This is a genomic window from Kitasatospora sp. NPDC087314, from assembly GCF_044744365.1.
GTDB lineage: Bacteria > Actinomycetota > Actinomycetes > Streptomycetales > Streptomycetaceae > Kitasatospora.
On sequence record NZ_JBIUYE010000013.1, the window covers coordinates 38,391 to 58,227 of the forward strand.

The following is a 19,837-nucleotide window of genomic DNA, read 5'->3' on the forward strand; positions in this document are numbered from 1 at the left end:
CCTACTGGCCCCAGGCCTCGAACTCGTAGATGCGGGCGGCCGGATCGGTGTTCTGGGTGGGCTTGGTGACGACCAGGCGGACGTAGCGGGCCGTGGTGGTCACCGGGTGGGTGGTGGTGCCTGCGGTGTTGCCGGTGACGTTGGCGACCGTGGTCCACGGGTCGGTGGTGTTCGAGCGGACCTGGATCGAGAAGTCGCGGGTGTTGTAGGAGGCGCTCTCGCCGCCCGCCGCCGCGTGCTTGACCACGAACTTGGACAGGCTCTTGGCCGAACCGAGGTCCACCTCGAGCCACTTGGAGCTGTCCAGGCTGCACCACTTGTCGCCGGTGCCGCCGTTGACGCTGCCGTTGACGGCCTTCGCGGGGCCTTCGTTGGCGTTGCACTGGCCGGAGGCGGTGGCCGGGCGGTTCAGCGCCAGGTTGCTGCCGGTCGCGGGCGGCGTGCCGGTCCAGCCGACGGTGGTGGAGGCGGCGGTGGAGCGGCCGTAGGTGGTGGAGACGGCCTCGACGTCGAGGGTGGTGGCGTCCTCGGTGCCGGCCCGGTCGAGGCGGCCGACGAAGTACGCGTCGTTGGGGGTCGCGCCGAGGAAGGTCCGCCCGCCGTCCGCGTTGCGCCGGTACACCTCGTAGTGGTGGACGTTGCCGCCGGGCGCCGCCGTCCAGGACAGGCGCAGCGACTGGCTGGAGCCCGCCGTCACGTCGCTCGCGCCGAGGACGGTGAGGCCGCTGGGCGCCGCCGGGGTGTGCACCGCGCCGTCGTAGACGGAGACCTGGCCGATCCGCACGTCGTAGGAGGGGTCGGAGCCGTCGGCCTGGAGGGCGATCTGGGCGATCGTGCGGCCCGCGTACGGGGACAGGTCGAGGCTGTGCCGCTCCCAACCGGTACCGGAGTTGGCGCCCAGGTCGAGCGTGGTGAAGCTGCTCGGCGCGTCGGTGAAGGAGACCGCGGCCTTGAGCTTGGTCGGCCCGGCGGCCGGGGTCTTGACCACCAGGTCCAGTTTGGTGGTCGCCGCGACCGGCAGCTTGGTCTCGTACAGCCGCACGGTGTTGGTCGCGTCCAGGGTGCCGGTGAGGCGCAGCGAGGAGCCGCCCTGGTAGGCGTCGGTGAAGTCGACGGACGGGGCGAGCCTGCTGCCGGTGGAGTTGACCACCCACCGGTAGGTCGGCGGGACGTCCTGGAGGGAGAGGTTGTTCCAGCCGCCGGTGGCGACCCGGGTGCCGGCGGAGTTGTAGAAGTCACCCTGCCCGGTGTTGAAGCTGGTGACGAAGGGCTTGGCGGTGATCGGCGAGGACTCGGCGACGTAGCCGGCCAGGCCCGGCCAGCTGTCGGAGGGGTTGACGGCGGACGGGTCGCCCTTGGCGCCGACCCAGTAGCGGGCGTCCTTGGCGTAGAAGTCGGCCCGGTCGGTGGCGGACTTCCAGGTCCATTCGGGCCGGTAGAGACCGAGCGAGGTGGTGTGCGGCTTGCCGGCCGGGAAGAGGGTGTTCCAGTCGACGCCGGTGTTGTAGCCGTTGGCCTCGGTGTCGATGCCGGAGTAGAGGTCGTACTCGCTGCGGCCGAGCTGCCGGGCCAGTGTGCGGGAGGAGTTCAGGCCGCCGGAGCTCCAGTCGAAGTTCAGGAACATCGAGTCCGAGGTGCGCTTCGAACCGTCCTGGAGGAAGGGCGAGTTGGCGGAGGTGAGGGCGTTCTGCCAGTTGACCGAACCGGAGGTGGTCATGGCGTCGTACCACATGAAGTCGGTACCGCTCTGCGCCTTGGTGTACTGCATGAGGTTGCGCACTTCGGTGGCCAGGCCCGAGTCTCCGCCGCCGGTCTCCTGGTTGATGAACCAGCCGTCGAAGCCGTAGTACTGGGCGGCCTGGGTGAGCTTGTCGGCGACGGGGTAGCGGTTGCCGGACTTCTGGACGAAGTCGCGGACCCACTGGAGCTGGCCGCCGTAGGCGCCGGGCGGGAAGAAGACGGTGCCGTAGACCTTGACGCCGTTGCGGTGGGCGGCGTCGATGACGGTCGGGTTGGGGGCGAGGATCAGGCCCTCGCCGGCCGAGCCGCCCCAGAAGACCAGTTTGTCGACGTACTGCCAGTAGCCGAAGGCGTAGTAGTTGGGGTCGGCGGAACCCTGGGAGGGGTTGTTGGAGGTGGGCCCGAAGGAGACCAGTGAGGCGATCCTGCCTTCGCCGGCCCGGGCGTTCGGGCTCGCCTTGAGGGCCGGGTCGCTGGTGCGGGGCTGGAGCGGGACACGGGAGCGGTTGAAGCGGGCGTCCGGGTCGGTGGCCGGGTCCCAGTTCAGGATGGTGTTGGGGTACCAGTACGAGGCGTAGGGCTGGCTGCCGGCGGTGGTGGCGGCCGGGGTGGCGGGCGCCTTCGGCTCGGCGTGGGCGGCGGGTGCGGCGCCCAGCGCGGCGGTCGCGAGCGCGGCGCTGAGCAGCAGGGGCATCCGTCGTGACATCAGGGGTATCCGTCGTGACATGCGGTGGCTCCGATCGAGCGGAGGAGGGTGGGGACGGGCCCGTCTGCGCGGACGGGTCCGGGTGCATGTGGCGTGGCGGTGCTCATCGGGGCGACGGTTCGCCGCTACGGCCGGCGGGTCTTCGGGGTGGCAGGCCGGCAGGGGGTGCCGGGATGAGAGCGCGCCGAGCGGGGCCCCCGCTCGGCGCCGAGGCTAAACCGGTTCAGAACCGCTGTCAACGACTCGCGCAACAACCACTCCCGCGGGCGAGTCCGCCCCCGGCGGCGAGGTGGACTCGCGCACGGTCAGCCGCGGCGTGGGCATCTGCAGGTCGCGCCCTGCCCCGGTCTCGTCGAGGGCCGCCAGCAGGCTGCGGGCGACCTGCTCGCCGAGCGCGAAGGTGTCCCGGCTGAGCGCGGTCAGCGGCGGGTGGACGATCCGGGCCAGCACGGAGTCGTCGAAGGAGACGATGGACAGTTCGCCGGGCACCGCCACGCCCATCTCCCCGGCCACGCCGAGCCCCGCGACGGCCATCACGTCGCTGTCGTAGACGATCGCGGTGGGCCTGCGGGCCCGGGAGAGCAGGGCGCGGGTGGCGGCGGCGCCCTCGGCGTCGCTGAAGTCGGTGGGCACCGAGACGGCCTCCTCCAGTCCGAGCCGGCGGGCGGCGTCGCGCAGCGCGCGGATCCGTCGCTGAGTGTGCTGGAAGTGCGGCAGGCCGGCCAGGTGGGCGATCCGGTGGTGCCCGATGGCGGCCAGGTAGTCGACGATCGAGAGCATCGCCTCCCGGTCGTCGGCCCAGATCCGCAGCGGCCCGCCGCCCCGGCCGGGCCCGCCCAGGACGACGGCGGGCAGGCCGAGTTCGTCCAGTACCGGCAGCCGCGGGTCGCGGACCTGCAGGTCGACGACGATGAAGCCGTCGACCCGGTGCTCGGAGGCCCAGCGCCGGTAGACCTCGATCTCGGCGGCGGTGTCCTCGACCACCATCAGGTGCAGCGCGACGGAGCTGGCCGAGAGCACCGCCTGGAGGCCGGAGAGCAGTTGGCTGAAGAACGGCTCGACCCCGATGGTGCGGGCCGGGCGGGCGATCACCAGGCCGACGGCGTCGGCCCGGGCGCCGCCGAGGGCGCGCGCGGCGCTGTGCGGGCGCCAGTTCATCTCCTCGGCGACCCGCAGGATCCGGGCCCTGGTCGCCTCGCTCACGCCGGGGCGGCCGTTGAGCGCGAAGGACACCGCGCCCTTGGAGACACCGGCCTGGCGCGCGATGTCGGCGATCGTCGGTCTGGCCACAGAACCCGACTCCTTCTCTTGACATCCAAGTTTAGGCCGGAGCATAGTCCCTGGCATAGCTAGACCGGTTTAGTACGTCAGGTTCTGGAACTCGGCACCACCCCCGTGACCAGCACCACCCCCGAGCTCGGCACGATCCCCCACCCATCCCCAGGACCGGGAGACCCTCATGCGAAGAATCTGGGCGGCACTGACCACGACGGCCGTCACCGCGGCCGCACTCACCGGCTGCGGACTCGGCTCCGGCGACAGCAAGAACAGCGACAGTGTGGCGAGTGCGGCCGCCACCGGCGAGGTCAAGGGCACGGTCTCGATCCAGACCTGGGCGCTCAAGCCCAAGTTCACCGATTACATGCAGGGCGTGATCGACGGCTTCAAGAAGAAGTACCCCGGCGTCGAGGTCGATTGGCTCGACCAGCCCGGCGAGGGCTACTCCGACAAGGTGCTCAGCCAGGCCGCCGCCGGCGGTCTGCCCGACGTGGTCAACCTCCCGCCGGACTTCGCCTTCCCGCTGGCGAAGAAGGACCTCCTGCTGGACGTCGCCAAGGCCGACCCCAAGCTCGCCGACGAGTACGTCGCGGGCGGCGTCGAGGCCTACCGCTACACCGGCCAGAACGGCACCTTCGGCTACCCCTGGTACCTCAACACCGATGTGAACTACTGGAACTCGGAACTCCTGACCAACAACGGACTGGACCCGAAGAAGCTCCCGGCCAGCCTCGACGACCTGATCGCCCAGGCCCGGGTGATGAAGGAGAAGTCCGGCGGCCAGACCTACCTGATGAGCCGCAAGCCGGGCCTCGGCGACCTCTACAACGCCGGCGTGAAGATCATGTCCGACGACGGCAAGTCCTTCACCTTCAACACCCCCGAGGCCGCCGCGCTGCTCGACAAGTACCGCGACGCCTTCAAGGAGGGCCTGCTGCCCAAGGACGTGCTGACCAACACCTACGTCGGCAACTCCAAGCTCTTCAACGCGGGCACGGCGGCCTGGACCACCGGCGGCGGCAACTTCATCACCAGCCTCGCCACCGACAACCCGACGCTCGCCCCGAAGATGACCTCCTCCCCGACGATGGGCGTCCCGCCGCTGTACGTGCAGGGCCTGTCCATCCCGAAGACCACCAAGAACCCGGCCGCCGCGGTCGCCCTCGCCCGCTGGGTCACCAGCCCGGAGAACCAGGCCGCGTTCTCCCACCTGACCAGCGTCTTCCCGTCCACCAAGGCCTCCGCGAACGACCCGTTCTTCAGCAAGAGCGACGGCAGCAACTCCGGCGACGCCAAGGTGGTCGCCTTCGACTCGCTCGCCAAGGCCAAGCTGATCCAGCCCGTCCAGGTCGACGACGCGATGAGCACCATCATCAACCAGCAGATCGCGCTGGCCATCAGCGGCGACGCGAGCTCCAAGCAGGCGCTGGACTCCGCCGTCGAGCAGTGCAACAAGCTGCTCAAGGGCTGACCCCACCGCCACCCCGACCGTACCGGCGACGCGGCGGGAGCCCCCCGGCCCGCCGCCCCCGGGAATGACCCGCACCACCCCCAGGAAGGCAACGGCATGACCCACCGGCGTTGGTTCACCCCCTGGCTGCTCGCCGGGCCCGCACTACTCTGGCTGGCCGTCTTCAACCTCTGGCCGGCGGTCAACACGGTGATCCTGTCCTTCACCAACGCCAAGCCCCTGGGCGGCGGGCAGTTCACCGGCCTGGAGAACTACGGGCGCCTGCTCGACGACGAACAACTCGCCGACGCCCTGCTCAACAGCATCGTCTTCATGCTGGTCTGCCTGCCCCTGCTGACCGTCCTGCCGCTGCTGCTCGCCCTCCTCGTCCAGCGGAAGATCCCCGGCATCACCTTCTTCCGCACCGCCTTCTACACCCCGGTGATCGCCTCCGCCGTCGTGGTGGCACTGATCTGGGGCTGGGTCCTGGACGACCGCGGCCTGGTCAACGGCATGCTCCAGCAGAGCGGGCTGACCGACTCCCCGGTCTCCTTCCTCACCGACCGCTGGCTGCTGCTGTTCAGCGCGATCGCCCTGACCGTCTGGAAGGGGCTCGGCTACTACATGGTCATCTACCTGTCCGCGCTGGCCAACGTCCCGCGCGAACTGCACGAGGCGGCGGCCGTCGACGGCGCCAGCCCCCTCCGCCGGTTCTGGCACGTCACCCTGCCCGGGGTACGGCCGACCATGATGCTGATCTCCGTCCTCATCTCGGTCAGCGCGCTGCGCGTCTTCTCCGAGCTGTACGTGCTCTCGCACGGGCAGGGCGGCCCCGGCGGGCGGGACATGTCGGTGGTGATGCTGATCCAGATGTACAGCCGCGGCTTCAACGGGCACCTCGGCTACGCCTCCGCGCTCAGCCTGATGCTGTTCGTCATCACCCTCGGCCCGATGCTGCTCCTGATGCGCCTGAACCGGAAGGCGGCCTGAACCCCATGACCTCCAGCCGCTCGGACACCTCGCAGCCGTCCACGACCTCAACGCCTGCCCGGGGCTCCCAGGCCTCCCGGGGCTCCCAGGTCTCTCGGGCTTCCCGGGGCTCCCGGGGCTTCAACACCCCCTCCCCCGCCCAGACCGCCGCCCGCTACCTGCTCCTGCTCCTCGTCCTGCTGCTGGTGGTCGGCCCGTTCCTCTGGCAGCTCTCCACCTCCCTCAAGGGCCCCAACGAGGACGTCTACACCCGCACCCCGAGCTTCCTGCCCGAGCAGCTGACCTTCGGCAACTACGGCAAGGTCGCCGACACCATCCCGGTCTGGACCTACGCCCTCAACTCGCTGATCGTCGCCGCCGTCTGCATCACCGGCAACGTGGTCGGCTGCACCCTGGCCGGCTACGCGCTCGCCCGGCTGCGCTTCCGCGGCGCCAAGCTCGTCCTCGGCCTCTTCCTCGCCACCCTGGTCCTCCCCGGCGAGGTCACCATCGTCTCCCAGTACGTGCTGGTGCGCAGCCTCGGCCTGGCCGACAGCCTGGCCGGCGTCGCCCTGCCCGGCGCGATCGCGATGCTCAACGTGCTGCTGATGCGCACCGCCTTCGCCGCCGTCCCACTCGAACTCGACCAGGCCGCCCTGGTCGACGGCGCCACCGTCTGGCAGCGGCTCTGGCACATCGGTCTGCCCAACGTGCGCGGCATGCTCAGCGTGATCGTCATCTTCACCTTCATCGGTGCCTGGGACGACTTCCTCTGGCCGCTGATCGTGCTCAACGACCCGCAGAAGTACACCCTCACCGTCGGACTCCAGTACCTGAACGGCACCTTCTCCGCCAACCCGCGGCTGATCGCGGCCGGCACCATGATCGCCTTCCTGCCGATCGTCGTGGTGTTCGGCATCTGCCAGCGCTTCTTCTTCAAGGGCGTCGAAGAGGGTGCCGTCAAGGGTTAGGGCTTGCCCCACGATTCCCGCCGCGCGCTGACGCGACGCGCATCCTGAGACCAGCCCTGGCCCCACCGCCCGTTCGCCCCAAACCCGTTGAGGAAGCACCCGCCCATGACCACCCCCGCACCGTGGCGCCCCCGCTTCGGCGTCAACTACACGCCCACCGCCGGCTGGTTCCACCACTGGCTCGACTTCGACCTCGACGCCGTCCGCGCCGACCTCGACTCCGTCGCCGCGCTCGGCCTGGACCACGTCCGGGTCTTCCCGCTCTGGCCGCTGTTCCAGCCCAACCGCACCCTGATCCGCCCGCGCGCCGTCGACCAGTTGGCGGCCCTGGTGGACGCGGCCGGTGAGCGCGGTCTGGACGTCGCGGTGGACGGCCTGCAGGGCCACCTGTCGAGCTTCGACTTCCTGCCCTCGTGGACCCAGACCTGGCACCGGCGGAACATCTTCACCGACCCCGAGGTCATCGACGGCCAGGCCGCCTACCTGCGCACCCTCGCCGAGACCCTGCGCGAACGGCCCAACTTCCTCGGCATGACGCTCGGCAACGAGATCAACCAGTTCTCCGGCGACCCGCACCCCGACCCCGACCGGATCACCCCGGCGCAGGCCGACGCCTGGCTGCGCCGGATGCTCGACGCCTGCGAGCAGGGCGCGCCCGACCGGCTGCACCTGCACGCCTCCTACGACGCCGCCTGGTACCTGGACGAGCACCCGTTCACCCCCTGGCACTCGGCCCGGATCGGCGCCGCCACCGCCGTGCACTCCTGGGTGTTCAACGGCACCGCCCAGCGCTACGGCGCGCACTCCACCGCCACCGCGCAGCACGCCGCCTACCTGGTCGAGCTCTCCAAGGCCTGGGCGGACGACCCGGCCCGCCCGGTCTGGCTCCAGGAGGTCGGCGCCCCCGCCCCGCACATCACCGCCGAGGACGCGGCCCGGTTCACCGGCGCCACCGTCGAGGCCGTGCTGGACTGCCCGGACCTGTGGGGCGTCACCTGGTGGTGCTCGCACGACGTGGACCGCTCGCTGGCCGACTTCCCCGAGCTGGAGTACAGCCTCGGCCTGCTCACCACCGACCGCAGGGTCAAGCCGGCCGGCGCCCGGCTGGCCGAGGCCGCCGCCGAGGCCCGCCGCTCCTGGCAGCCGCCCGCGCCGCGCACCACCGCCGTGGTGGTGGCCACCGGGGACGAGGTGACCTCGCCCAAGCGCTCGGTCTGCGGGCCCGGCGGCGCCGTCTACGAGGCGTTCATGCGCCTCGCCGAGGCGGGCGCCCGCCCGACCACCGTCCTCGCCGAGCGCGCCGAGGACCGGGCGCACCTGTCGGCGCGCGGAATCACCGAGGTGGTCCACCCGGACGACGTACGGTCCTTCTGACAACCCCTTGCCCCTGCCGTTCCCCCTCAGTCACGCAACGGAGCCTGCCGACATGCACGATGACCGCACCCTGGTCGAGTCCCGCCTCAAGCGCGTCCTGGACGAGCGCATCCGCCCGGCCGTCTACCCCGAGTCCGTCCCGCTGGAGATCGGCGTCTGGACGGCGCCCGGCGAGCCCGTGCCGGTCGCCGAGGGACTGGCCGCGCCGCGCACCCCGATCGCGGTCGGCGACGCCTGGGGCGCGCCCTGGGGCACCAGTTGGCTGACCGTGACCGGTACCGTGCCCGAGGCCTGGGCCGGGCGGACGGTCGAGGCGCTGATCGACCTCGGCTTCGACGCCAACATGCCCGGCTTCCAGTGCGAGGGCCTGGTCTACCGCCCGGACGGCACCCCGGTGAAGGGTCTCAACCCGCAGAACCAGTGGGTGCGCATCGCCGCCCCCGCGGCCGGCGGCGAGCAGGTGCTGCTGCACGTCGAGGCGGCCTCCAACCCGGTGATCCTGGACTACCACCCTTTCCTGCCCACCGAGTTGGGCGACAAGGACACCGCCGGCGACCAGCCGCAGTACAAGCTGACCCGGATGGACCTCGCCGTCTTCGACGAGACGGTCTGGCAGCTGGTGCTGGACCTGGAGGTGCTCGGCGAGCTGATGGCCGAGCTGCCGGTCGAGGGCGCCCGCCGCTGGGAGATCCTGCGCGCCGTCGAGCGGGCGCTGGACGCGGTCGACCTCCAGGACGTCAACGGCACCGCGGCCGCCGCCCGTGCGGAGCTCGCCGGGGTGCTGGCCGCGCCCGCCGTGCCGTCCGCGCACCGGATCAGCGCGATCGGCCACGCGCACATCGACTCCGCCTGGCTCTGGCCGCTGCGCGAGACCGTCCGCAAGGTGGCCCGCACCACCGCCAACATGACCGCGCTGCTGGAGGACGAGCCGGACTTCCTCTACACCATGTCCCAGGCGCAGCAGTTCGCCTGGATCAAGGAGCACCGCCCCGAGGTGTACGCCCGGGTGCGGAAGGCGGTGGCGGAGGGGCGGTTCGTCCCGGCCGGCGGCATGTGGGTGGAGTCCGACACCAACATGCCGAGCTCCGAGGCGATGGCACGCCAGTTCGTGCACGGCAAGCGGTTCTTCCTGGACGAGTTCGGGGTGGAGAACCACGAGGCCTGGCTGCCGGACACCTTCGGCTTCACCGGCGGCCTGCCGCAGATCATCCGCAACGCCGGCTCCAAGTGGCTGCTGACGCAGAAGATCTCGTGGAGCCAGATCAACAAGTTCCCGCACCACACCTTCCTCTGGGAGGGCATCGACGGGACCAGGATCTTCACCCACTTCCCGCCCGTGGACACCTACAACTGCTCCATGAAGGGCAGCGAGATCGCCCACGCGGCGAAGAACTTCAAGGACAAGGGGATGGCCCGGCACTCGCTCGCCCCGACCGGCTGGGGCGACGGCGGCGGCGGCACCACCCGCGAGATGGTCGCCAAGGCGGCCCGGATGAAGGACCTGGAGGGCTCGGCCACCGTCCGCTGGGAGCGGCCCGCCGAGTTCTTCGCCAAGGCCGAGGCCGAGTACCGGAACCCGCCGGTCTGGGTCGGCGAGCTCTACCTGGAGCTGCACCGGGCCACCCTGACCAGCCAGGCGAAGACCAAGCAGGGCAACCGGCGCAGCGAGAACCTGCTGCGCGAGGCCGAACTCTGGTGCGCCACCGCGGCGTTGCGCACCGGCGCGGCCTACCCGTACGAGCAGCTGGACCGGATCTGGAAGACCGTCCTGCTGCACCAGTTCCACGACATCCTGCCCGGCTCCTCCATCGCCTGGGTGCACCGCGAGGCCGAGGCGACGTACGCGGCGGTGGCCGCGGAGCTGGAGTCGCTGATCGGCCAGGCCCAGCAGGCCCTCGCCGGGGACGCCTCCGGCAAGCGCGAACTGGTCTTCAACGCGGCGCCGCACCCGCGCTCGGCCGTCCCGGCGGGCGGGGCCGCCCCGGCCGCCTCCGGCGCGGGCGCCTGCGAGGTGGTCGAGCGGCCGGAGGGCGGCTACCTGCTGCGCAACGGGCTGCTGGACGTGGTCGTGGACGGTGAGGGCCTGGTGGCCTCGGTGGTCGAGGTCGCGAGCGGCCGGGAGACCGTCGCCCCCGGCACCCGGGCCAACCTGCTCCAGCTGCACCCCGACTTCCCCAACATGTGGGACGCCTGGGACGTCGACGAGTTCTACCGCAACACCGTCACGGACCTGACCGCCGTGGACGCGGTGACGGCCCTCTCCGCCCCGGACCAGGCCACCGTCCGGGTGTCCCGCTCCTTCGGCTCGTCCACCGTCGTCCAGACGCTCACCCTGCGGGCGGGCGAGCAGCGGCTCGACATCGACACCGAGGTCGACTGGCACGAGACCGAGAAGTTCCTCAAGGCCGCGTTCCCGCTGGACGTCCACACCGAGCGCTACGCCGCCGAGACCCAGTTCGGCCACCTCTACCGGCCCACCCACACCAACACCAGCTGGGACGCCGCCAAGTTCGAGGCCTGCAACCACCGCTTCGTCCACCTCGACGAGCCCGGCTGGGGCGTCGCCCTGGTCACCGCCTCCACCTACGGGCACGACGTCACCCGCGCCGTGCGCGACACCGACGGCGGCACCACCACCACGGTCCGCTTCTCCCTGCTGCGCGCACCCCGCTTCCCCGACCCGAAGACCGACCAGGGCCTGCACCACTTCCGGCACGCCCTCGTCCCGGGCGCGGCGATCGGCGACGCCGTCCGCGAGGGGTACCGGATCGGCCTGCCCGAGCGGCGCGTCACCGGCAGCGCCGAGCAGGTCGCGCCGCTGGTGGAGCTGGACAACGACGCCCTGGTGGTCAGCGCGGTCAAGCTCGCCGACGACCGCAGCGGCGACCTGATCGTCCGCGTCTACGAGGCCGGCGGCGGGCGCGCCCGGGGCCGGCTCACCACCTCCTACCCGCTGGCCGGCGCCGTCCCCTGCGACCTGCTGGAGCGGCCGTGGGACGGCACCCGCGGCGAGGTCGCCCTGGAGGACGGCGGGGTGCGGCTGGCGCTGCGGCCGTTCGAGCTGGTCACGCTGCGCCTGAGCGCGGCCGGCTGACCGGGGCGGCCGACCGGGCGGGTGGGGCCGCGGGTACGCCACCCGCGGCCCCACCCGCCCTAGGGCCGTGCGCCTCGGACGCCCCACTACGCTGATCGGCGCCCCGGCCCCACCGGGCCGGGCGCCACCCCCTGCCCGCACTCGCCTGGAGCCCGCCGCGATGACCCTCACCCCGCAGCCCGCCACCACCCCGCTGTTCGCCGCCGTGGACATCGGCGGCACGAAGATCGCCGGGGCGCTGGTCGACGGCCACGGGCGGCTGCGGCACCGGCTCCAGCTGCCCACCCCGGCCCAGGAGCCGGGCGCGGCCGTGCTCGCCGTCGTGCACGAGGTGCTGGACCGGCTCGCCGGCGCCGCCGACTGGGCCGCGGTGACCGCCGTCGGGATCGGCAGCGCCGGCCCGGTCGACCTCGCCGCCGGCGCCGTCAGCCCGGTCAACATCCCCGGCTGGCGCGGCTTCCCGCTGGTCGCCGAGGTCGCCGCGCACCCGGCGGTGGCCGCCCGGGGCCTGCCCGTCCGGCTGGCCGGGGACGGCGTCGCGATGGCCGCCGCCGAACACTGGCAGGGCGCCGCCCGGGGCGCGGACAACGCGCTGTGCCTGGTGGTGTCGACGGGCGTCGGTGCCGGACTGGTGCTCGACGGCGCCGTCCGGCCCGGCCCCAGCGGCAACGCCGGCCACCTCGGCCACATCACCGTCGAGCTGGACGGCGAGCCCTGCCCGTGCGGCTCGCGCGGCTGCCTGGAAGGCCTCGCCAGCGGCACCGCGATCGCCCGCCGGGCCCTCGCCGAGGGCTGGCGCCCGAGCGGGGAGGACCGCTCGGCCCGCGCCGTCGCCGACGCCGCCGGGGCGGGCGACCCGATCGCGCTCGCCTCCTTCGACCGCGCCGCCCAGGCCCTCGCCGCCGGGATCGCCGCCACCGCGGCCCTGGTCGACCTCGACCGGGTGGTGGTCGGCGGCGGCGTCGCCACCGCCGGCGACCTGCTGTTCGCTCCGCTCGCCCGCCACCTCGACCGCTATGCCACGCTGTCCTACGTCCGCGGCCTCGACGTCCGCCGCGCCGAGCTCGGCACCGACGCCGGGCTGATCGGCGCCGCCGCGCTCTGCCGCTGACCCGCACCCTTCGGAGGCCGCGCCGTGCCGCTCCCGCCCTTCGCCCTGCTCCACAACCCGGTCCGTCCGTACGCGTGGGGCTCGCCCACCGCCATCCCCGCGCTGACCGGCACCCCGCCCACCGGCGCCCCGCAGGCCGAACTGTGGATGGGCGCACACCCGTCGGCGCCGTCCACCCTGGACGGCGCCGACGGACCACGGCCGCTGGACGAGCTGATCCGCCAGGACCCGGACGGCCTGCTCGGGCCCGGCACCGTACGGCGCTTCGGCCCGGCACTGCCGTTCCTGTTCAAGCTGCTGGCCGCCGACCGGGCGCTCTCCCTCCAGGTTCACCCGACCCGGGCACAGGCCGCAGCCGGGTACGCGGACGAGGAGGCCCGCGGCATTCCACTCGACGTGCCCCGGCGGATCTACCGGGACCGCGAGCACAAGCCCGAACTGATCTGCGCACTGGGCGAGTTCGATGCGCTGTGCGGTTTCCGTCCGGCCGCCGAAACGGCCCGGTTGCTGGACGCGCTCGCCGTCCCGCTGCTCGCCCCCTGGGCCGAGGCCCTGCGCGGGCGGCACCCCGCCGAGGTGCTGCCCGCGCTGCTGCGCCGGTTCCTGGCCGAGGACCGGCCCGGAACCGAACAACTCGCTGACGTCAAGCGGTCGTTGCAGCGGGTCGCGGCCGCCGGCGGCCCGTTCGCCGACGCCTGCGCCGGCTACGCCCGCGCCGCGGACGAGTACCCCGGCGACCCGGGCCTGATCGCGGCGCTGCTGCTCAACCACGTGCGACTTCGCGCGGGCCAGGCCCTGTACCTGGACGCCGGGCTGCCGCACGCCTATCTCCGGGGCCTGGGCGTGGAGTTGATGGCCAACTCGGACAACGTGCTGCGCTGCGGGCTCACCCCCAAGCACGTGGACGTCGACGGCCTGCTGGCGGTCACGTCCTTCCGCACGGGCGAACCCCGCATCCTCGCGGCGCTCCCGCGCGACCCCGTGGAGGACGAATTCCCCTCCCCCGCCGAGGAGTTCCGCCTCTCCCGGCTGCACCCCGGCGCGGCCGCCGCCCGCGTGGAGCTTCCCACCCCGCAGATCCTGCTCTGCGTCGCGGGCCGCGCCCGACTGCACGCACCCGGCTTCGCGGACCTCGACCTGCCCCCTGGCGCGTCCGCCTACCTGCGGCCGGGCGCCGGACCGGTCGGGCTGACCGGCCCGGGCGCGGAACTGTTCCGAGCCACCACCGGCGCCCCCGCTCAGGTGGGCGTCGGGCGGCCGAACAGCAGGTCGTAGCCGTCCGGGAGCTGCTCGACCACGCGGTCGACGACGTCCCTCGGGGCCAGGTCGACGAGGGTGCTGAGCACCGCCCCGATGTCCCACGGCGCGGTCGCCTCGGTCGCCCCGTCGATCCACCCGCCCACACCGCGCACGAAGCGCTCGGCGGTCAGCGGCTCGGCGGCGGGCCCGGCGTCGCGCAGGATCCCGGCGTACGTCTCGGGCAGTGCGTCGGCGAGGTCGGCCCGTGCGGTCCCGACCAGGTGCTCGCCGAGCAGTGCGAGCACGACCCGGATGGCGTGCTCCGCCTCCCCCTCGTTCCGGTACTCCCCGCGTTCGACGACGCGGGCGCAGAAGTCCTCCCGGGAGCTGGTCATCGCGTCCTCCTTCCGGTCGGCGGAATCCCGCGGGAACCGGTGGCGGTCCGCCCGACGGCCGGGAGCCGACCGCCGGTGCCGGAGGCTGATGGCCCGGTGGCAGACGGCAGGAGGCCTGCTGGGGCGGCGGCCGGCGACGGTCGGCCGGTGGCCTGCGACGGAAGGTCGGTGGCCGGAGGCGGCGGGTCCGGCCGGTTGCGCCGGCGCGGCCCGCGACCGCGGTGGGGCGTCCCGGTGCCCGTGCTGCTCAGCCTACTGCGGCGCGGCGGGAGGGAGGCCGGCCGGGCGGATCGACGCCGTTGTCGATCACGCCGCCGGCCCGCGCCCTGCCCCGCGCGGGAGGCTACCGAGGACGGGGCCCCGGCATCAGGCCGCCGAGGCCCGGCACCGTCTACGGGGCCGGTGCGGCAAGGAGGCGCTCGACCGGGCGACCGCGCGCTGCGGCGGGGTGGTGGGCGGCGCGGTGGGCGGTACCGCCACAGCCCGTACGGCGTCCGGCATAAACGCCGCGAGGAAACGTCGCTCGTTCGAGCTGAGCTTGCGCGAGCGGCCGGATTCGCGATCCCGCGCGACCACCACGGTTCTGGCCCTCATAAAGGTGAGCAGATCACGGCAGACATTCACCACGACATGTGCGGAACTCCGCCCGAGCCGTTCCACGGTCAGCCGCACCGACAATGGCTCGGGCCGGTGGTGCAACTGCTCCAGGAAATCGATCTCGTGCCGCGCGATAATGAATCCGGACGGGAAAAGGGATTCCCGGACGGCGGTCGTGTGGTGGCAGAACAGGTCGTAAATCCCCTCCTGGACGTAGCCGACCAGCCGGGCGTTGTTGATGTGCCCGTTCTCGTCGACGTCGCTCCACCGGGTGGGGCAGGACAGCACATGCACGCCCGGACGCAGCGCGCTCACTGCTGCGTCAGCCCGGCGCCGGTCTCGGCGGGGAGCAGAGCCCGCTGCAACCTGGCGTAGTAGCCGGACTGTTCGGCCGCCATCCGGGCCGCCGTCCAGCCTTCCTCGGCGGCTTCCGCCGCGGCCTGGACGACCAGGCTGTCGAGCACCGCGTCAACGGACCGGCAGAGTTCGGCGACCGCCGCGAGCCGCTCGGTGACGTCGGAAACACCGGCCACACCCCGGGCCGGGAAAGCGGCCAGCGATTCCGCCGCGAGCTGCAGGTCGTCGACGGTGTCCGGCATTTTCTCCGACATGTTGTCCGGCATGAAATTCGACATGTTTTTCTCCAGGACTCATTCCGGCCATTACGGCCCAGTAGCTAGCGTTCGAATACACCGAATCGGTGTCGGCCCCCCGACACCTTCGACGCTATCCCAGCCGACGCGGTCGACGGATGGTTTGCGGACGGCGACGGGAAACTCACTTCTATTGGAGTAGTTTGCCGGGGTACACAATATGCCCCGTCATCCGAATGCCGTCGGCAGTTCGGGTGACATCGCCGACCCGAACCCTGAAACCGGCACCCTTGCGTCGCAAATGTGCTACCAGGTTCCCCACCACCTCGCCTTGTAGAGGTGCGTCCCGCGCAGCGTCCGCGTCCCGTCCGGCCGGTGCAGCGTGATCACCGAGGTGCACCAGTCGCAGGGGCCGGTGTGGTCCGGGGCCACGGTGAGCAGCCGACCGGTGCCGGGCTCGTCGCCGATGCTCTTGACGTCCCGGACAGCTGCGGGGTCGCCCAGCCGCACGGCGGTGAAGCGGTCGTCCGCCGGGTCGTAGCGCCAGAGGTGGGTCAGGGTACTCACCCAGAACCGCCCGGGCGCGGCCAGCACCGGCGCGAGGTCGTGCCCGCCGTGGTCCGGCAGCGGCGTCGTACGGACGGCGGTCAGGGTGGGCACCGCCGGGGTGCCGCCCACCCGCAGCGCGATGAGCACGTCGTCGCCGAGCGCCCAGAGCAGGCCCGTCCGCCCGTCCCAGTGCACGCCGTGCGCGCCCGGGAGCCGGTAGGCGGCGTGTGCGGTGGCGCGCGGGCCCTGCGAGGCCGCGTACACCCGGACCCACCCACCGCCGCTCGCCGTGACCGCGACGTTGCCGTCCGGCAACAGCTCGATGCTGTGCGGATTGGCCCCCTCGCCCACGTCCGCCGCCCAGCGGGTCACGCCGGTGGCGGTCTCGACCACGGCGGCCAGCCCGCCGGAGGCGGTGGCCAGCAGGTAGCGCCGGCCCTGCCGGACCCGGCTCCTCGCCTCGTCCGGGTTCGTCCAGCTCCGCGCGGGTGCCAGGTCCGCGAGGTCGGCCGCCCGGTCGGCGCTCCAGCCCCAGACGACGGGCAGCCGCCCCGGGCCCTGGTAGGCCATCAGCTCCTCGGCGCTCTGCAGCACCAGGACACGACGGGACGCCTGGTCCACCACCACGACCGCCCACCCGGGCGACCTGGCCTGCGCACCGGTCGCCGGCACGCAGAACAGCAAGGCACACAGGCCTACCAGCGTTCTCCTCAGCACGCCCCCACCGTGCTTGCTCCCGGGCCGCTTTGCACGGCGGGGCGTCCGAACGGCCTCGCTCGGTAACGCCCGGAGACGACGTCACCGCCCCGAGGCGAGGTCACCGCCCGGAGACGACGTCCGCGACCCGGGCGATCGGCGAGGTGGTGCTCCGACCGGCCGCCTCCTGACGGTCGGCCGCGTGGTACGCCGCGTACATCGCGTGCACCCCGATCCAGCGCAGCGGCTCCGGCTCCCAGCGGCGCACGGTGTGGCCCACCCAGGGCAGCCGGGTCAGCTCGGTGTCCCGCCCGAGGACGAGGTCGCGCAGCGTCCGGCCGGCCAGGTTCGTCGTGGTGACCCCGCTGCCGACGTACCCGCCCGCCCAGCCGAGACCGCTCGCCCGGTCCAGCTCGACCGTGGCGCACCAGTCCCGGGGGACGCCCAGCACGCCCGCCCAGGCGTGGTCGATCCGGGCCTGCGCGGCGGCCGGGAAGAAACGGTTCAGGATCCCGCGCAGCTGGCGCACCGTCTCCACCTGGGTGCCGCCGTCGGAGTCCGTCCGCGAACCGAACCGGTACGGCACCCCCCGGCCGCCCAGCGCGATCCGGTCGTCGGCGGTGCGCTGCGCGTACATGTAGGCGTGCGCGAAGTCGCCCAGCACCTCGCGGCCCTGCCAGCCCGCGTCCGCCCAGAAGGCGGCGGGCAGCGGCTCGGTGGCGATCATCGCGGAGTTCATCGGCAGCCAGGTCCGCCGCTCGCCGCGCAGCCCGGCCGTGAATCCCTCGGTGGCGCGCAGCACATGATCGGCCGTCACCGTGCCGTGCGGCGTCACCGCCCGGGCGCGGCCGTACGCGGTGCCCGGCAGGATCGCGGTGACGGCCGTCCCCTCATACACCGCTACCCCGAGATCCCGGACCACCCGCGCCAACCCGCTCACCAGCCTGGCCGGTTGGATCCGCGCACCGTACGGTGTCCAGGTGCCGCCGAGGACGCCCGCGACGGCGATCCGGTCGGCGGCCTCCTTGGCGCTCAACAGCTCGACACGGCCGGGGCCGTACGCCTGCTCGGCCTCGGCGAAAGCCCGCAGCCTTTCCAACTGGGCTTTGTTCCTGGCGACTTCCAGCACCCCGCCGCGCACGATGTCGGCGTCGATCCCCTCGGCGGCGGCGGCGTCCACCACCTCGCCGACGGCCTCGTCCATCGCCCGCTGCATCGCCGCCGCCGGGTGCCACCCGTACCGCTTGGCGAACGCGCCCCGCCCCGCGAAGCCGTTGTACAGCCAGCCGCCGTTGCGCCCGGAGGCGCCGTAGCCGCAGAACCGCCGCTCCAGCAGCGCGATCCGCAGCGACGGCTCCGCCTTCTTCAGGTAGTACGCCGTCCAGAGCCCGGTGTACCCGCCGCCGACGATGCACACGTCCACGTCCGCGCTGCCTGGCAGCGGCGGTCCCGGCACCGGCACCCCACCCGCCGCGTACCAGAACGACACCTCGCCGTTGACCGCCACCGCAACCTCCCGCGCCCTCGCCGACCTGCCCGGACGCTACTCCCCGCCCCTCCGCGCGGAACACCCTCACACTGCCAAGATCCCCGCCCCCGGCCAGCCACCCTGTCAGTCCTCCAGCAGCCCCAACACCCGCGTCCAGCTGTACGCCCCCGGCACGAACTCCGCGATCCGCACCCCCATGCCCCGCAGCCTCGCCAGGCTCTCCCCGTACGCCGGATGCACCGCCTGCGCCGCGCTCAGGCACGGCTGCACCGCCACCGGGACGCCCCACCCGTACGACTCGCAGAGGATGCCGAGCGCCAACGTGTCCGAGATCCCCGCCGCCCACTTGTTGATCGTGTTGAACGTCGCCGGCGCCACGACGATCGCGTCCGGATCCGGCAACGGCCGCGGATCCCCCGGCCGCCGCCAGGCCGAGCGGACGGGATACCCCGTCCGCGCCACGATCCCCGCCTCATCGATGAACCCCATCGCCTGCGGAGTCGCCACCACCCCCACCTCCCACCCCTTCTCCTGCGCGGCGGCGATCAACTCCCCCACCCCGCCCGCCACTCCCGCCGCACACACCACGACGTACAGCACCGGCTTCCCGTCCCCACGCACTTCTGCACTCCCCTCTCGCCACCAACGCCCCACACGCCAACCGGACCACCCGTCCCGCCCCACCACGAGATCCGAGGATGAGGCCATGGGGACGCTACTACCGTTGCGAACACCCGGCATTCTGTGACGGGAGGGGCTACTTGAGGCCCTGCGCGACGCGGATGAGCTCCTGGTCCGGGAGCGGGGTCGGCCCACTGCTCGTGACGCTGAAGGTGTAGGTGCCGTCGGACCAGGTCAGCGAACGGGGGCCGTGGGACGGATTCGGGTCCGTGAAGGTCGCGGGGCGGCCGTTGACGGTGGTGGCCCGGTCTGCCGGCGGAGTGCTTGCGCCCAGGGCCTGGCGGATGACCAGGGAGGACCCGGCGCCGGGTTCGGTGCCGACCTGGTAGCCGGTGGTCCAGTCCGGTGTGCCGGCCGGAACCGGCGCCGCACTGGGGAGTTGGACCATCCTGTACGCCGGGGTCGGGTAGTAGTTGTCCGGCAGGTAGGTCGGCCGCACGAGGTTGCGGCCGTCGAAGTGGACGACGGGCCTGCCCGTGGTGGCGTCCGTCAGGGATCTGCCGCCCAGCGGCGCCTTCAGCTGCGCCGTGATCCGTCCGTAGCCGCCGAGGTCGCAGAAGCCGGGTGCAACCGTGTGCCGGATGGACACCTTCACCGTGTCGGCGGTCTCTCGGACCACGAGGTCGGGTTGCCTCTCGCAGCTCCAGCCGATGCTGAGCGTCAAGGTGCGGCCGTCGGCGCTGACGAGCAACTGGCCGGCCGTGGCGCCCTCGTGGACCTTCATGCCGGGAGGCTGGAACACCCACGCCGCGACCGCGACGCCACCCATCACGACGCCTGCGGTCACCGTGGCGGCCGGATTCCTGCGCCGTCGAAGCCTCACCATGCGACGAACAGTACCGAACACGGGCGCGGCCGGCGCCGGGTGCCGCGCCCCCACGGCTTCGCGGGAGCGCGACACCCGG

16 protein-coding genes are annotated in these 19,837 nt (G+C 72.8%); 7 read left to right on the forward strand and 9 right to left on the reverse strand.

Annotation, left to right across the window (positions count from 1 at the left end; all coding sequences use genetic code 11):
- Position 1: 1 nt before the first annotated feature.
- Both ACIO5E_RS26920 and ACIO5E_RS26925 read right to left on the reverse strand, forming a co-directional pair.
- Positions 2-2,446, reverse strand: coding sequence for a discoidin domain-containing protein (locus ACIO5E_RS26920; protein ID WP_400672419.1), 2,445 nt, complete (start codon positions 2,444-2,446; stop codon positions 2-4).
- Between the two features lie 213 nt (positions 2,447-2,659).
- Positions 2,660-3,736, reverse strand: a complete 1,077-nt coding sequence (locus ACIO5E_RS26925; RefSeq protein ID WP_400672422.1) for a LacI family DNA-binding transcriptional regulator — start codon at positions 3,734-3,736, stop codon at positions 2,660-2,662.
- Between the two features lie 169 nt (positions 3,737-3,905).
- On the opposite strand from ACIO5E_RS26925, the gene ACIO5E_RS26930 reads away from it, so the two are divergent.
- From ACIO5E_RS26930 to manA, 7 genes are all read left to right on the forward strand, one after another.
- Positions 3,906-5,195 carry an ABC transporter substrate-binding protein gene (locus ACIO5E_RS26930; RefSeq protein WP_400672425.1) on the forward strand — a complete coding sequence of 430 codons (1,290 nt, stop codon included), beginning with the start codon at positions 3,906-3,908 and terminating at the stop codon, positions 5,193-5,195.
- A gap of 96 nt (positions 5,196-5,291) precedes the next feature.
- Positions 5,292-6,164, forward strand: a complete 873-nt coding sequence (locus ACIO5E_RS26935; RefSeq protein ID WP_280684061.1) for a sugar ABC transporter permease — start codon at positions 5,292-5,294, stop codon at positions 6,162-6,164.
- A 5-nt stretch (positions 6,165-6,169) separates the two neighbouring features.
- A complete protein-coding gene (locus ACIO5E_RS26940) occupies positions 6,170-7,114 on the forward strand; it encodes a carbohydrate ABC transporter permease (RefSeq protein ID WP_400672428.1) in 945 nt (314 codons plus the stop codon).
- A 105-nt stretch (positions 7,115-7,219) separates the two neighbouring features.
- Entirely contained in the window at positions 7,220-8,488 is a 1,269-nt protein-coding gene (locus tag ACIO5E_RS26945; protein WP_400672431.1) for a glycosyl hydrolase, read from the forward strand.
- A 52-nt stretch (positions 8,489-8,540) separates the two neighbouring features.
- On the forward strand, positions 8,541-11,582 hold the full coding sequence (locus tag ACIO5E_RS26950; RefSeq protein ID WP_400672434.1) for an alpha-mannosidase: 3,042 nt from the start codon (positions 8,541-8,543) through the stop codon (positions 11,580-11,582).
- 160 nt (positions 11,583-11,742) lie between these two features.
- Positions 11,743-12,693, forward strand: a complete 951-nt coding sequence (locus ACIO5E_RS26955) for an ROK family protein (RefSeq protein ID WP_400672437.1) — start codon at positions 11,743-11,745, stop codon at positions 12,691-12,693.
- A 24-nt stretch (positions 12,694-12,717) separates the two neighbouring features.
- The gene (gene manA / locus ACIO5E_RS26960; RefSeq protein ID WP_400672439.1) at positions 12,718-13,968 is read left to right on the forward strand and encodes a mannose-6-phosphate isomerase, class I; all 1,251 of its coding nucleotides are present in this window, start codon (positions 12,718-12,720) and stop codon (positions 13,966-13,968) included.
- Here manA and ACIO5E_RS26965 read toward each other — a convergent pair.
- The 7 genes from ACIO5E_RS26965 to ACIO5E_RS26995 form a co-directional block, all read right to left on the reverse strand.
- Positions 13,932-14,327 (reverse strand): DUF2267 domain-containing protein, encoded by a 396-nt coding sequence (locus ACIO5E_RS26965; protein ID WP_400672442.1) that lies wholly within the window; start codon positions 14,325-14,327, stop codon positions 13,932-13,934. The two genes, manA and ACIO5E_RS26965, sit on opposite strands and share 37 nt — an antisense overlap.
- A gap of 366 nt (positions 14,328-14,693) precedes the next feature.
- The gene (locus ACIO5E_RS26970) at positions 14,694-15,239 is read right to left on the reverse strand and encodes an acyl-CoA thioesterase (protein WP_400672444.1); all 546 of its coding nucleotides are present in this window, start codon (positions 15,237-15,239) and stop codon (positions 14,694-14,696) included.
- Positions 15,236-15,559 (reverse strand): hypothetical protein, encoded by a 324-nt coding sequence (locus ACIO5E_RS26975; RefSeq protein WP_400672446.1) that lies wholly within the window; start codon positions 15,557-15,559, stop codon positions 15,236-15,238. The genes ACIO5E_RS26970 and ACIO5E_RS26975 overlap by 4 nt, the downstream gene beginning before the upstream one ends.
- Positions 15,560-15,823: 264 nt before the next feature.
- Entirely contained in the window at positions 15,824-16,783 is a 960-nt protein-coding gene (locus tag ACIO5E_RS26980) for a DUF6528 family protein (protein WP_400672448.1), read from the reverse strand.
- Between the two features lie 100 nt (positions 16,784-16,883).
- Positions 16,884-18,269: an NAD(P)/FAD-dependent oxidoreductase gene (locus ACIO5E_RS26985; RefSeq protein WP_400672450.1), complete on the reverse strand. Its 1,386-nt coding sequence runs from the start codon at positions 18,267-18,269 to the stop codon at positions 16,884-16,886.
- A gap of 105 nt (positions 18,270-18,374) precedes the next feature.
- Positions 18,375-18,872 (reverse strand): flavoprotein, encoded by a 498-nt coding sequence (locus tag ACIO5E_RS26990; RefSeq protein ID WP_400672453.1) that lies wholly within the window; start codon positions 18,870-18,872, stop codon positions 18,375-18,377.
- Positions 18,873-19,008: 136 nt separating this feature from the next.
- Positions 19,009-19,758: a hypothetical protein gene (locus ACIO5E_RS26995; RefSeq protein ID WP_400672455.1), complete on the reverse strand. Its 750-nt coding sequence runs from the start codon at positions 19,756-19,758 to the stop codon at positions 19,009-19,011.
- Positions 19,759-19,837: the final 79 nt, after the last annotated feature.